Raw genomic sequence first — 14061 nt, forward strand, 5'->3', positions numbered from 1 at the left:
TTCTTGCTCTTCTTTTCTGTTCATCTAAAACCTCAACTAACACATCATAAATATATAAAAATGTGTCAGCCAAGGTCTAAAGATTCACACTTTAATCAAGTTACACAAAACAGCAGGCTTGCGCTCCTTCGTCGCTTATTTTAGCCTTTTATTAAGGCGTTACGACTGTCCGCTTGAACTCACTGCACTTAAGTGACTTTCAGATTTGATTGAATCCTATTAATCAAATCTGAAAGACCACGTTAAAACTGATTTATTATTGCTCGTCAGGCTCAAAACCAAATTCACCACTAATATGATTTGGATAACCACAAATAGCGCGAGATGTTGCCATGCCCGCCATGGTTGCGGCTTCTACACAACCTGCATTAACACCGGTTTTGATCCAATCTCCGGTAATCAGCAGATTAGCAAATTGCGTCCCATCCGTTGCTAAACGGTATTGGCTAGAATCAACCACCGACATTACATAACGTTCACTGGGATCGACATTTGCGCGCCAATATTGGCTATCAAAACGGGCCTCTCCTACCGCATTTGTCGTATCCATAAGTGCTTGCCAATCAAATTCACCTTGTTTAGCAATATCTGGCCACAGTGGATACATTTGCTGCGTAAGTTTAAAAACGCTATTGGCTTTTACGCGTGCATTACACACGGCTTGAAAATCACTCTGGGTACTTGGTGCAAAACTTTCTTGCGTAAATGCGCTACAAAAATAGGCGACATTTTTCGGCTCGACATCACCTTGCCAATCTTCTTTATTAATCAGCTGATCCATTGACGCCCAAGTATCAAAGGGTTCGCTAAAGCCACTTAAAATTGGTTGCTCACCACTTGCGGGCGTATACGCCCAACCTGTTTCATCGAGTGGTTTGTCTAACCACAATTGAAACGCTTGTGTTGCTACGGCTTTGACTTTTTGTGAGGTTAAACTTAATCCTTGATCTTTTGCTAGTAACTTTTCACATAAATGAGGCAAGCTGGCGACCGATATGCCATAAATGACTTTATCAAAATCAACGCCCTGTTTTAGCGTCACTTCAGGCAGAGCTTCGCCAAAGTGTTGCTGATACACACTTGGCCAATCACTGTAAAAACTTTCTAAATTAATATTGTGCTGTTTAATTAGCGCTGCTTGTTCATCGTTAATTTGCTCATATAGTGGGAAAGACGGCCAGCATGGTAGTCCTTTTACATCAACAAGCGGATGGTAACGCCCTGTTTTTAGTGCAACCTGCTTTATCAGTTTAATCTCATCGACACAGTTTTCGCCATCATTGCTTTGCGTTGGCAAAAGTTGCGTCACTTGATGGAAATATTCAAACTTAACACCGCGTTTAATGAGTAACTCGTAAATCGGACTAAATATGGTGTCGCCCATACCTGCTTGCATTTTCCACATTACTCCGCCGTGATAACACAGCGATAAACGCAGCATTGCCAACGCAGCTACGCCAGCTTCCACATTGGGTTTTGCAAAGTCCCCGTCTTGGTATGCAAAGACAAGATCGTAAAACCCCCGGACCGGCGCAGAATCAACTGAAAACTGTGTGTTTGCCCCGTGTTTTTCTAACCACGCTCTAAAATCAAGATTGTTAATTGCGCCAAAGCCACGTTCAAATACCTTGTCTTCAATTAAGCCTTCCATCATGGCAAGGGCTAAATCAGCGCAAATATAAAGGCGACGAATATCAGCGTTATCTTCAAGTAAGTCTTCAAATTCTTCGTTTAACCAACGCTTAAAACGTCGGATCACCCACTGAATCGCGGATGGGTGTTTTGTATTAGATAGGTTTTTATCGCTAGCACGCTTATCAAAAAAGTAACTAAGCTCGCTTAGCGTAACTTGAATATGTTTTGAGAACGTTTCTAACGAATCTTCGGCATCGTCTTTAAACTCTTGCCATTCGTCTTTGATATCGTCGACTTTTTCTTTTACTTCATCAATAAAGTGGGCAAAAAGGTTTTGTTCTTCATCGTTTTCAGGCGTTTTAATATCGCGCACTTTATTCAATGAGTTCGCTTTGTGTTCTAATTCGCCGACAAACTTTTTTATCCAAAAATATAATAAGCGTGCGATTTCCCAAAAGTGTAAATCCAATGTGCCATCCGCTGGGTTGCCCGGAATTAGCGGAAAATCAACAGGCCATGTTTGCCACTCGTTATCAATCAGCTCTTGTAATACAACATAACTGTGAGGCTTAAACGCCTCTTGACAGGTTGCTAACGGCATGCTGTCGGGGCGTGCTAATTTTTCGTAGACTGATTGAATCATTTTAAAAGAATTTACATAAGCGCCAAACCATACGTGAAGTCCGTGCTCTTCGATACGTTGACCCAAATACGGGTTGCGGCCACTGGCGCCTTTACCACCAATGCGCCAACCTTGCTGATACACTGTGATATCGTACTTATCTTGCCAGTTTTCATCGTCTGTTAAATACACCGCGGCGGTCATCGCTGACACGCCACCGCCAAGTATCACAATTTTTTCTTTTGCCATGTTAAAGTCCTTTTGTAGCGATAATTTCACACGCTTTTTCTTGGTCAAAATCCATTACAACATTAAATGGTAATAGCGCACGATGGGTGCCGGGATAAATACCAAACATCTCACCAAGCGGAAACGTATCAAGCTGATACACGGTCACATCAAATTCATGCTTAAAGATTTTAGCGCTGTGTACCTTCTTGATAATTGACGGAGAATGTACAACGCCTTGGTAAACTGCTTTACTGCCATCACCATTTGGTAATTGCTTAAATAGGATCTGGTCCATTTGCGGGTTTACAAAACCATCAAGCAACTGCTTTATAGCGTTTAAATCAAGATCAAAAAAATCAGTATCGGACTTTAAAATTTCAAACGCTTCTTTCACCAATTCGACAAAATCACTCACAGGGTGTTCGCCGCCTTGCTCAACTAAATTTACTTCAAGCAGTTTATGCTTTGCCATTTTGGTATTCGGCGAAAAAGGCTGGAAGGCATCAAGGGTAAGTTCAAAAAACTGAGGTAATTCACCAATGTTTGGCATCTTATAGTCACACAAATATTTGTTATAACCCCAGGTCTCGCGTCCATTAATCAGTGCATAAATATTGTTTACGGTAATAAACGCAGGATACCAATAAATATGGTCAACTTTTTCTTTACCACGCTTGTTCACCATTTTGGCGACTGGTAACCAAAATATAATGTCGGTCTCTTGCATCCAACCTTGTTCACTAAACGGAGGTACTTTAGATGCGATGTTTTCGATATCCGTAAAGGTAAGCAAGGTGTACGCACTGAGCGCCTTAAAGCGAAATTCATCTGATTTAACCGCGTTGAGTGTTATATCGATATAGTGTTGAATTTTTTCGCTACAGCCTTTAACGAAAAAGCCATATTGATTGGCATTCAACATGCGACACGGTGGTTCGGCAATCACATTGCCCGGAAATTGAATAAAGTTGGGTTGTAAAGGTGCTTGCGCCATAGTCTTCCCTCTAAATCGCAAATCAAAATTAGGTATTTAACCCTTTGAAAATAGTACACACTTGAGAAAGAAGGAATAATTAGTTTCTATTATTTTTACGCTTTAATTGGTAATTTCGATGTGCTTAGCAATTTCACTTGCTAATAACGCATAGCCTTGCGCGTTGAGGTGTACTCGGTCGGATTTTTTGCTGGCATCACCCAATAAATCGGGCAAAGTATCTTCAATAAGCACCAAATCATATTCATCAGCCAGTTTTTTATACACTGGCATCGGTGAAAGTAACAACCCGAATTGCGGTACCGCAACTAACATCACCTGCGCACCGTGTTGCTTAGATTGGACAATCATTTGCCTTAAATTTGCTTCGAGCTGGGTTTTACTTTTGTTTTGCAGCACATCATTACCGCCATAACAAATAATAATAAGGCTCGGCGTATGCGTGGTTAACACATTATTTAAACGCGCGAGCCCTTGGCTGCTGGTTTGGCCTGAAATGCCGCTATTTATCACTTCAATACCCAACTCGCTTGCCAGTTTTGCAGGATAGCTATTTGATTTATCTACCCCAACCCCTTGCGTAAGGCTATCGCCAAACGCCACAATGTTAGCGTATGGGCTAATTTGCACGGTATTGTTGCCGCCGCAGCCATAAAGGCAAGTTACCATAAACATTAACAGGGTGATACGTATCATATTACTTGCCTCTATGCGTTAAGCCATTTAGCTAAAGCAAACTGTTTAACAATTGTATTGGGTGTTTTGGTTTGTTGCCGTTATTAAAACGCTTAACTTGCGAACGACACGAAAAACCAGTCGCAACAAGCTGTTCAATTGGTGTGTTATCAACCGTTTGTTGCCAGCTCATTTCATAAAGCGCACGAGATTTATCTAAGTTTTGCGTTTCATGGCCATAAGTGCCCGCCATACCACAGCAGCCAGTAGCTTTTGCATTGAGTGTTAAACCAAAAGTTGCAAACAGGTTTTGCCACACCTTACTGGCATTTGGCATTGCTGTAGTTTCAGTACAGTGATTAAGTAACACAAAATGATTATCAGTGTTTGCTTCTTTTTGCTCAAAGCGTTGCGTTTCAAACCATTCGTGGGCCAATAACACATGGAAATCGCCACGTTGTTCGCCAAGCGCTTGGTTATATTCGTCGCGATAACACATAACAAGCGATGCATCTAAACCCACCATAGGAATATTCAGTTCTGCTATCTGGTTCAAAAATGCGGCACTGTTTTTCGCTGTTTTTGCAAATTCGTTTAAGAAGCCTTTCACATGCTGTGGCTTACCATTTGGTTTAAACGGTAATAGCACTGGCGTTTTACCAAGTTTTACCAGTAACTGGCAAAAATCGTCCACTAATTCAGCTTCATAAAAGCTGGTAAACGGGTCTTGTACAATTAAAACAGTTTGCTGCTTTTGCGATTCATCAAGTGTTTTAAGCTGATTTAGATTAAACGCAAACTGAGTAGACACGCGCTTAATAATGGCGTTATCACTTAATAATGGTGAATCCACATAGCCGATTTGGTTTTTCAAAAAGCGTTCTACAAACCCTACTTTTAAAATAGGGTTTACTAGAAAGTGTATTTTGCTTAAAAGCGGCGCTTGCGCCTCAATATTAGCCACTAAGTAATCTTTAAGTGGGCGTTTATAACGGGCATGGTATAGGTTTAAAAAGCGTGCACGGAAAGTCGGTACATCCACTTTAATTGGGCATGCCGTTGTACACGCTTTACATGCCAAACATTCGTCCATCGATTCTTTCACTTCATGTGAAAAATCGTAAGCACCTTTGGCTTTTTGTTTTGCGAAAATGCGTTTTTCCCACCACGACTTAGTCTCGCCTTTCGCTATCGCTTTTTCGCTTTCGAGTAGATCTATGCCCTTTTCACTTTGTAAACGCATCCATTCACGCATCAAACTGGCACGCCCTTTTGGTGAATAACGTCTGTCTTTTGTTACTTTATACGATGGGCACATAGGTGAGTGGCTATCATAGTTATAACAAAGACCATTACCGTTACACCCCATGGCGTTATCGAAACTGTCTTTAATGGTGATCGGGATTTGTTTATCGAAATGCGCACGCTTAGTATCGTCAACACTAACAAGCTGCTCATTTGAGTCAAGTGGCGTACAAATTTTACCTGGATTTAACCGATTAAGCGGATCGAATGCTGTTTTGATCTTTCTCAGTTCAGTAAACAAAGTATCGCCAAAGAAATCTGGGCCATATTCACTACGGTAACCTTTTCCGTGTTCACCCCACATTAAACCGCCGTATTTAGCGGTTAGTTTTACCACTTCATCGGAAATATGACGTAGCAATTTTTCTTGCGTTGGGTCACACATATCAAGAGCAGGCCTTACGTGCAATACACCAGCGTCAACATGGCCAAACATGCCGTAGTTTAAGTTGTGTGAATCAAGTAATTGCCTAAATTCAGCAATAAAGTCCGCAAGTGCTTCTGGTGGTACTGCCGTATCTTCTGCAAATGCCAGCGGTTTTTCTTTACCCTTTACATTGCCAAGCAAGCCTACCGCCTTTTTACGCATGGCATAAATTTTTAGAATGTCGGCCTTAGAATGCGTTACCTGATAACCAATGATCCCAGCTTGGTTATTTACCATTAAGCTATCCAGCTTTGCCAACAAGCCATTTACTTTATCATCGATATCCGCCTGATTTGTCGCATTAAACTCAACCATGTTGAGGCCCTGCATATCTTTACCCGGCACATCCTCAATCAAGCTTGAAACTGAATGCCAAATTATGTCTTCTCGGGCAAGATTAAGTACACGGCTATCAACGGTTTCAACCGAAGTCGCTTTGGCGTCCACTAAAAACGGTGAGTTACGAAGCGCTGAGTCAAAGCTATCGTATTTTATATTGATCAGCGTTTTAAATTCGGCAATCGGCGTAATATTGAGTTTGGCTTCACAAACAACCCCTAACGAACCTTCTGAGCCGGTAATAATGCGGCTTGCATCTAACGTCGTAAGTTCATCATTGAGAATATTTTCTAAATCGTAACCTGTTAAAAAGCGGTTTAAGCGGGGAAATTTCGCTTTAATTTGGCCGCGTAAATTTATACCGGTATCGAGTAATTGTTGATAAATCTTGCCGCGTGTTGATTGTTCTTCGGCGTATGTTTTTGCGGTATTAACAGCAACGGGGGCAGTATCGAGTTCAGTGCCGTCTACCAGCATGGTTTTTAAGCCAAGTACATGATCGGATGTTTTACCATAAACAAGCGAGCCTTGACCCGACGCATCGGTATTTATCATACCGCCAACCGTTGCACGGTTACTGGTCGAAAGGTCCGGCGCAAAGAAAAAACCATAAGGGCGTAGAAAATCATTAAGCTGATCTTTAATCACACCGGTTTGTACGCGCACCCATTTTTCTTCAACGTTGATCTCTAAAATCTCACGCATGTGGCGCGATAAATCAATCACCATACTGTGTGTTAGCGATTGACCATTGGTACCTGTGCCGCCACCACGCGGTGTAAATTTGATTTGCTGATATTTGCTTTGATTTGCAAGTGAAAAAATCTGCTGAATATCTTGGCTTGTTTTTGGAAATAAAATACCTTGCGGTAACGCCTGATAAATACTGTTGTCAGTTGCGGTTACAATGCGCGTTGCATAGCTGATGTCGATTTCACCACTGTAGTGTGTCGTTTTTAACTCAGCTAAAAACGCCTCTGCTAAAGGCGATAAGGTATCTTTTTGATCTATTACTTCAATCATTACTTGCTCGGTGACGGGGAACAGGGTTTGCACTCATTATATCAAAGAAATACAGCGAGTTTTGCTTCATATTTACAGTTTGTAACATCATTTATTCGCGCACTAAACCAAATTTTTTATACTATGAATAAATATCGTGTTTATACGTGAATTTATTCGTTTAGGATGCTACAGATGAAAAAAATGATAAACCATGTGTTTGCAGTAATGTTTCTAGCGCTTGGCTTACTTTTTATGGTGGTGCCAGGCCCATCACTGATCTTTTTTATTGCTGGTTTACTGTTGTTGGCGTTTTACTATCCTTGGGCAAGACGCTATTTGAGCCATTTTCAAAAAGCACTTAAATCATCTTGCCAGTTTATCGATAAAAAATTAGCAAGGCGTTAAGTTAAAATCGGTTTTAAAACATACATTCAAGCTGCTAGCTTAACTAGCAGCGTAACGATTCGAACCGTAATCCATTTAAAATTCCCCTCATTCCGCACTGCAAAGCAAGTTAAGCGAAACGTGCCAGTAACTCAGCATAGCTTTCAAATACATAATCTGCTTGATGTGCGTAGTCTGGTGTTTCGAACTCGCAAAACAGTGCACTTTCTACCCCTGCATTTTTTGCAATGTTAATGTCGTGAAGATAATCCCCTATATATAACAAGTTGGCGGGGGCAATATTCCACCTTTCTGCCAGCATAAGTAAAGCTGTAGGATCGGGCTTTGCCGGTGCATCCTCACGGGTTATTACGGTTTCGATTGGTATTTGATTGTTGGCTATTTTTATAGAGCTTGCTTCAACACTGTTTCGCGTAATAATCGCAGTGGGATAGTTTTTATTAATTAAATACCGCACGAAGTGCTCTGCCCCTTCAATCCACTTTGCACTGTGGGCATCGTCAAGTTCTAAACGCTTTATTGTGTGATTCGCGATTGACTGTTTAGGCTCATCTAACGATGCAACAAACTGCAAAATATCTTGCTCTAATGGGCAGCCAATTTCCTTTCGCATTGTTTTAAAACACAAGTTACACGTTACTAAAGTACTGTCTAAATCGAAAATTACACCTTTGATATGTTTCATACTGCCTCTGTGTTACTTGCTTTTAACGTTATACAACAAAAATACGCTAACAGATTAGGTTGTAAATGAATTAATTGAAATTCTTAGCTAACTAATTTGTTATTTTTTTTGATAATAATTATCATTTGATATTGATTGTTACAATATAACACTTTATATTATGTAATGTTGTAACATATTAATTGGAGCTTATATGAAACCTGGTATCCACCCTGATTACGGTAAAGTGGTTTTTCACGACACAGCAGCAGATGCATATTTTTTAGTTGGTTCAACCATCAAAACCGATCGCACAATCGATTATCAAGGTAAAACATATCCTTATGTAGCGATAGATGTATCGAGTGAATCGCACCCGTTTTACACAGGTAAGCAACGCGCTGCTCAATCTGACGGCCGTATTGCGAAATTCAATAAGCGTTTTGGTAAATTAGGAAGCAAATAATGCAAGTTTTAAGTTCGTTAAAAAGCGCTAAAAAACGCCACCCTGATTGCCAAATCGTAAAGCGTCGCGGTCGTTTATTTGTAATTTGTAAATCAAACCCACGTTTTAAAGCAGTACAAGGGAAAAAGAAGAAATAGTTTTATGAAATGAAAAAAAGGCGCATTGAGCGCCTTTTGTTTTGTCAGCTTTATACTGATGACATATCAGTTAAAGGAACTGGTTAAGACAATTTATTTAGCGTGCTTCTCACCTAGGTATAACCAAGTTTCAAGCACTGTGTCTGGGTTTAACGACACAGAATCAATACCTTGATCCACAAGCCAGGCTGCAAAGTCTTCGTGATCTGATGGACCCTGACCACAAATACCCACATATTTACCTTTAGCTTTAGCTGTTTGAATCGCCATTTCTAATAGCTTTTTAATCGCAGGATTACGCTCGTCAAATAAATGAGCAATTAATCCAGAGTCACGGTCTAAGCCAAGCGTTAACTGAGTTAAGTCATTAGAACCGATAGAGAAACCATCGAAATACTCTAAGAACTCATCTGCTAATAATGCATTAGATGGCAGTTCACACATCATAATTACTTTTAAGCCATTTTCACCGCGCTTTAACCCGTGCTCTTCAAGTAGCTCAATTACGCGTGCTGCTTCTTCTAACGTACGCACAAATGGGATCATGATTTCGATATTGGTCAGACCCATATCGTTGCGAACACGTTTAATCGCTTCACACTCAAGGGCAAAACAATCGCGGAAATCTTCTGAGATATAGCGTGATGCACCGCGGAAACCAATCATTGGGTTTTCTTCTTCCGGTTCGTATTGCTCACCACCCACTAAATTCGCGTATTCGTTTGATTTGAAATCGGACATACGCACAATGACGCGCTCTGGCGCAAATGCTGCACCTAGTGTCGAAATACCTTCAACAAGTTTGCTGATATAAAATTCAACCGGACTTTCGTAACCTGCCATCATAAAATCAATATCAGATTTTACGTCGTCAGACTGAGCATCATAGTTAAGTAGTGCTTTCGGGTGTACACCAATCATACGGTTAATAATGAATTCAACACGTGCTAAACCAATGCCTGCATGTGGTAATCGCGCAAAGTCGAATGCTCTGTCTGGGTTACCCACATTCATCATAATTTTCATTGGTAGTTCAGGCATTTCATCAACGCGAGATGTTAATACCTCATAATCAAGTAAACCTTGGTAAATATAGCCAGTGTCACCTTCGGCACAAGAAACTGTCACTTCTGCGTTGTTTTCAATGGTGTCAGTTGCGTTACCACAACCTACTACTGCAGGAATACCCAACTCACGTGCAATAATTGCTGCGTGACACGTACGGCCACCACGATTTGTAACAATCGCCGCTGCACGCTTCATAATCGGTTCCCAGTCAGGGTCGGTCATGTCGGTTACTAGCACATCGCCTTGCTGTACTTTATCCATTTCATCAATTGAACTAAGTACGCGTACTACACCTTTGCCTATTTTATGACCAATAGCACGACCTTCGCATAACACGTTTGACGAGCCATTTAGTTGAAAACGTTCCATTACGTTGGCGTCTTCGTTAGAACGCACTGTTTCTGGACGCGCTTGTACAATATATAGCTTGCCGTCATTACCGTCTTTAGCCCATTCAATATCCATTGGGCGACCATAATGCTTTTCAATGATCACTGCTTGTTTAGCAAGTTCCATTACTTCTTCATCAGTAATCGAGAATTGATTTGAGCGGGTTTGTTCAATATCCACTACTTCTACTTGCTTACCGTGAGATTCATCGCTTGAATAGATCATCTCAACTGCTTTTGATCCAAGCGTACGGCGCACAACCGCAGGGCGATTTGCCGCAAGTGTTGGTTTGTGTACATAAAATTCATCAGGGTTAACCGCGCCCTGCACTACCATTTCACCAAGGCCATAGCTTGATGTTACAAATACCACATCTTCAAAACCAGATTCGGTATCAATACTAAACATTACACCTGATGAGGCTTTATCAGAACGGACCATGCGCTGAATACCCGCTGACAGTGCAACACCACGATGATCGTAACCTTGGTGAACACGGTACGAAATTGCACGGTCATTAAATAACGATGCGAATACGTGCTTAATTGCCACCATTACTGCGTCAATACCGCGCACGTTTAAGAAGGTCTCTTGTTGCCCTGCGAAAGACGCATCTGGCATATCCTCAGCAGTTGCTGAAGAGCGAACCGCAAACGAAACATCTTGATTTTCATCACCATGAAGCGTTGCATACGCTTCACGAATCTCAGAATCTAAATTACTTTGGAAAGGTGTATCGATAATCCATTGACGAATTTCGCCGCCAACGCGTGCGAGTTCGTTTACATCATCAACATCAAGCGTATCAAGTACATTGTGGATTTTGTCGTTGAGGCCTGATTGGTCTAAAAACTCATTAAAAGCATCAGATGTTGTAGCAAAACCACCAGGCACAGTTACACCTGCGTTTGCTAGGTTAGAAATCATTTCACCGAGGGAAGCGTTTTTACCACCAACACGTGGTACGTCATTCATACCAAGTTCTTGATACCAAAGTATATATTGCACGGAAATTCTCCATAAGCAAAAGGTTGTGAGAGTGTGTTATCTAATCCTAGTTGAGATAACATCAAGTTGCTAAATGTGAACGCCTATTACATCTGCGATAAATTTGAACGGGTAGCAGGGATTAAGGTTTCGTTTAAAGCGAGCATGATTTTACATAGATGAACAAACTAGGTAAAGCGAGCAAAAACGACAAAATCAAGGACAAATACCCGAAAAACAGTAAAAATTAACCTTAAATGCGTTAAAACTGCATTTTTATGCTAGTGACACCGGTGCCAATAGCAAAATTAGAATAAATCATAACAATAAATTTTTTTTAAATATGATATTAAATAAGTGTTTAAAGACCCAATTTGAAGTTAAAACAGCTTTTAAACCAATAGACTCATCTTTAAGCACAACCCGATTATTTTTGGCTTATCCCCTCCAAACACATTAATACGTTCTAATGCAAAGAGTTGATATTTTAGAGCCAGTAAATCGCGCCTAAGCCGAGTAATTGCGAGCAACGTTTTGTCTGAGCAGCAACGATTAAAGTGCCTTGTCAGGATATGTTAATTGGTTTAACATTTCTGTTAGCGTGTATTTCGGCAAAGGAGTCGCCGTTTAAATACACCAAAACCTTACAAATAATTCATTAGCAAGCAGTTGAAAAACATGGAACATGCAATGAGACGCGCAGACTTTTACAACCGAAAACGTATGGTGCATTTGGCATCGTGCGCCGCTTTTGTCATCTCGACTATTTTAATAAGTTTAATCCTTGCAGAATGGCATAAGAAATCCCTAGCTTGGGTAAAAAATGGCTATTTAGCACAAGGAACAATCGTAAATCTTGATAACAACCCAAGTAAGCTTAATACTCTATTGCAGCGGGCAAGACTTCATACCGCTTTCGCAATTACCTACAGTGTAAAAATCAATAACGCACTGTTTAAAAAAAATGCCTATGTAGATCAGCACGTGTATGCAAGTTTGAGCGAAGGTAAATCGGTTCCAGTATACATTGCAAAAAATGGCGAACAGCACAACTTAAAGAGCAATATCGATGATCAACTAGCGCAATCACATCTTATTTATTATTTATCTAAAACCGCCGTCATTACTGTGCCGGTATCTTTAATTTTTCACGCGTTGCTAATGCTGATATTTGTTCGAACTCGCGCAAATATCTTGCTCAAAGGGTTTTATACTAAGCACTCTTGGTTAAATACAAACGACAATGTACTAATTTGGTTAACCCATTCGCAAATCATCGTTATCCGCTTTGAAAAACATCAAACTAAAATGCTTGCTCAGTTATATCAACAAGAAGCATGTTTAGACGATTTAATTGCCAAGCTTAAGCGTCCTAATATTTACGCAATTGATATCGCAGATATTAACGCAATTGAAAGTGAATATGCCTCACCAAAATTATTGGTATCAACCGCAAATCGAGCCTATAAACTTAGCTTTATGAATTACGGGTTAAAACATCACGCATTAACTCAAATCGCACAACATCTACCCGCGCACCTTATTCACAGCGTTAATAAGAAATCACGGATTATGGGATTTATGCCATGGTTTTTACTCTCAGTGCTTTGCGTAGCAGCCGTTTTACAATTAAATAATCACGCGCTTATGTTAATAATTGCTGCGATTTTTGTACTAAAGCTATTACCGAAATGCATTTTTCATATTTGTTCGCCACGCGAAGTACAGCGCTGGCGAATACCTGATATTTAACAGCTGTGCATTCAATTGCTGAAAACTATTGAAGTTTAAGTCGTATTAAATATCTATAGTCTTTTATGATACCTCTAAACTCGTCTACTAAACTAAATTTCTCTGATATTTCATAGTTTTCGCATGATGAAAGTGCATCTTTGTTTAAAGTTAAAAGAAAAGCGTCTTTTGCACGTTGAAGGTCATCTATTGCAACTGTTTTATCGCCAAACAGCGAACGCACTAGGAAGTCTTGAGGGTCTAGTGTCTCCAACACCTTAGATAATCTAATTTTTTTATCATTAGAATTGATTGTCGCTTTTAACGGTGGCATCACTGTAGTTGAATCTTGAAAAGATATTTTTAAAACACGCCTTTGTTTGTTCATTCTATTAGGACTAGCGCGGTGAACAGCTGTTCGATTGAATAAGAATGAAAAGCCTCTTTGACCTGTTAAACGATAGTATCGCGAACTCTTAAAAAGGTAAGGCCAAAAACTCAAAGGTTTATCTGAAATTTCAAACGCGCCATCGGCTTCTCCTACATCGGTAAGATAAACGAATAGGCTAACATGTTGCGTCTTTTTATCCGATTGACGGTGCCTGCAATCTACATCTCGGTGCCAACCTCTTAAAAAATTACCTGATGAAATATGCGATTTATTATTATTTCCATCAATTTCGTATGCATGACAGTGGTAGAGTACAGGTTTGTCAAACATTGAGTAAATTAGTGATAACACTTCCTTGTTAAATATATCATTAAGTAGGCCTAGCTCTTGCATGTGCTTCGCATCAACATAGCGTCTGCTTGCTTTTTGTTTTGCGAAAATGTCGTCAAAACTTGTATTTAATTTCTCAATTATTTTGTCATTTAAAAGTGGATTAACTTTAACAACCGCATTCGCTTTTACTGCAGTATTAACTTCAATACTAGGTTTAAACATATTTAAAAAGACCTATCATTAAAAGTAATATTGC

The 14061-nt window shown here is 40.1% G+C and carries 11 protein-coding genes; 4 read left to right on the forward strand and 7 right to left on the reverse strand.

Translation table 11 applies throughout. The features are described from left to right. Window positions 1-256 precede the first annotated feature (256 nt). From C2M30_RS12315 to ydiJ, 4 genes are all read right to left on the reverse strand, one after another. Window positions 257-2506 (reverse strand): NAD(P)-binding protein, encoded by a 2250-nt coding sequence (locus C2M30_RS12315; protein WP_105171809.1) that lies wholly within the window; start codon window positions 2504-2506, stop codon window positions 257-259. 1 nt (window position 2507) lies between these two features. Then, window positions 2508-3482 (reverse strand): acetoacetate decarboxylase, encoded by a 975-nt coding sequence (locus tag C2M30_RS12320; RefSeq protein ID WP_105171810.1) that lies wholly within the window; start codon window positions 3480-3482, stop codon window positions 2508-2510. A 102-nt stretch (window positions 3483-3584) separates the two neighbouring features. Next, window positions 3585-4178 (reverse strand): arylesterase, encoded by a 594-nt coding sequence (locus C2M30_RS12325; protein WP_105171811.1) that lies wholly within the window; start codon window positions 4176-4178, stop codon window positions 3585-3587. Window positions 4179-4209: 31 nt separating this feature from the next. After that, on the reverse strand, window positions 4210-7251 hold the full coding sequence (gene ydiJ, locus C2M30_RS12330; protein WP_105171812.1) for a D-2-hydroxyglutarate dehydrogenase YdiJ: 3042 nt from the start codon (window positions 7249-7251) through the stop codon (window positions 4210-4212). Between the two features lie 174 nt (window positions 7252-7425). On the opposite strand from ydiJ, the gene C2M30_RS12335 reads away from it, so the two are divergent. Then, on the forward strand, window positions 7426-7638 hold the full coding sequence (locus C2M30_RS12335) for a PGPGW domain-containing protein (RefSeq protein ID WP_010559264.1): 213 nt from the start codon (window positions 7426-7428) through the stop codon (window positions 7636-7638). Window positions 7639-7747: 109 nt separating this feature from the next. Here C2M30_RS12335 and C2M30_RS12340 read toward each other — a convergent pair whose 3' ends face one another. After that, window positions 7748-8323 carry an HAD family hydrolase gene (locus C2M30_RS12340; RefSeq protein WP_105171813.1) on the reverse strand — a complete coding sequence of 192 codons (576 nt, stop codon included), beginning with the start codon at window positions 8321-8323 and terminating at the stop codon, window positions 7748-7750. A gap of 193 nt (window positions 8324-8516) precedes the next feature. Between C2M30_RS12340 and C2M30_RS12345 the strand changes: the two genes are divergently transcribed. Both C2M30_RS12345 and ykgO read left to right on the forward strand, forming a co-directional pair. Next, window positions 8517-8768, forward strand: a complete 252-nt coding sequence (locus tag C2M30_RS12345) for a type B 50S ribosomal protein L31 (protein WP_010559267.1) — start codon at window positions 8517-8519, stop codon at window positions 8766-8768. Further along, window positions 8768-8905 (forward strand): type B 50S ribosomal protein L36, encoded by a 138-nt coding sequence (gene ykgO, locus C2M30_RS12350; protein ID WP_105171814.1) that lies wholly within the window; start codon window positions 8768-8770, stop codon window positions 8903-8905. The genes C2M30_RS12345 and ykgO overlap by 1 nt, the downstream gene beginning before the upstream one ends. Window positions 8906-8998: 93 nt before the next feature. Here the strand turns inward: ykgO and ppsA are convergent, their stop codons facing one another. Continuing rightward, window positions 8999-11371 carry a phosphoenolpyruvate synthase gene (gene ppsA / locus C2M30_RS12355; RefSeq protein ID WP_105171815.1) on the reverse strand — a complete coding sequence of 791 codons (2373 nt, stop codon included), beginning with the start codon at window positions 11369-11371 and terminating at the stop codon, window positions 8999-9001. 669 nt (window positions 11372-12040) lie between these two features. On the opposite strand from ppsA, the gene C2M30_RS12360 reads away from it, so the two are divergent. Further along, window positions 12041-13102, forward strand: coding sequence for a hypothetical protein (locus tag C2M30_RS12360; RefSeq protein WP_158683400.1), 1062 nt, complete (start codon window positions 12041-12043; stop codon window positions 13100-13102). A 25-nt stretch (window positions 13103-13127) separates the two neighbouring features. Here the strand turns inward: C2M30_RS12360 and C2M30_RS12365 are convergent, their stop codons facing one another. Continuing rightward, a complete protein-coding gene (locus tag C2M30_RS12365) occupies window positions 13128-14027 on the reverse strand; it encodes a hypothetical protein (protein WP_105171817.1) in 900 nt (299 codons plus the stop codon). Window positions 14028-14061: the final 34 nt, after the last annotated feature.

It is taken from the genome of Pseudoalteromonas sp. T1lg24, from assembly GCF_002964745.1.
Lineage (GTDB): Bacteria > Pseudomonadota > Gammaproteobacteria > Enterobacterales > Alteromonadaceae > Pseudoalteromonas > Pseudoalteromonas spongiae.